Source organism: Paenibacillus sp. 01L418, from assembly GCF_056400045.1.
Map to the genome: position 1 here is coordinate 1 of NZ_JBFTSN010000797.1, position 1,069 is coordinate 1,069.

A 1,069-nucleotide genomic window follows, 5' to 3' on the forward strand; every position below is an offset into this window, starting at 1 on the left:
AAACAAACTTCCGACTCGTCTTCTTCCCATCACAGCTGAACACAATCTTCTTATCCTCAACAAACGTCTCCAGGTGAACGTTTTTCCCCCAAAGCTGAACGACATGAGGCAGCGTACGCTCCACATACTTCAGATTGAGCTCCATCCCTTCATACTCATGAATAAGATAAAGCTCACCCACACGATTAAAATCCCCATCCTTAACCATCAAACTAGGGAAACCACCGTTTACTTTTGAATAAACTAGCTGATCGCGAATTTTCTCCCACGACTTATCGGTAATTTTCCACTCAGGGCCTTTTTTCTCGAAAATGTACAAATCAAGATCATTAACCAGATCCTTCGTTAGATAGTTGCGGATGAACGAAATATCTGAATCGAGCTCGCGTACCTCGAACATTTTTTCTCTGCCCTTGCCGGGGACGCGTCCGAAGCGTGCTTGTTCTTCCTTCGTTGGATTATTGAAACGGCGTTCGATATCCTCGAATATTTTCAAGCCCAAATAATAGGGATTTAAGGTGTGCCGGGAAGGCTGCACGACAGAGGAGTTTAGCTTAGCGAACTCAATCGTTTCATCGCTAGTTAGATCAAGCTCGCGTATGATTCGCTGATGCCAGTAGGAGGCCCAGCCTTCGTTCATTATCTTGGTCTCGATTTGCGGCCAGAAATAGAGCATCTCATCGCGAAGCATAGATAGAATGTCGCGCTGCCAATCCTCCAGAGTAGGGGAGTATTCCTCAATAAACCAGATGAGATCTTTTTCTGGCCGTGGCGGAAATCGCTTGGCGTCAGCGGCCTGTGATTGAGCGGCTGATGCGGCAAAGCTGTCCGATCCGGGTCCAGATTCCACAAATCATCATAAGAGGAAGAAGGGATATTCCACTCCGAGCGCTCGCTGTCCTTTTGCACCATTTCGATATAACGTTTCTTATCCAATTGATATGGCTTAATGAGCGTCGGATCGACATGCTCTTGAATGGCAAGGATCGCATCGATAAACTTCTCGACCGCCTCCGTGCCATGATCCATTTCATATTGATGAATACGATCCGCTGTAGCAGACATGCTC

Annotated in this window: 1 pseudogene; it reads right to left on the reverse strand. The window is 46.7% G+C overall.

Annotated features, from left to right (window positions below):
- Window positions 1–1,069, reverse strand: a pseudogene (locus AC1DSE_RS35700) (SpoVR family protein); the annotation flags it as partial.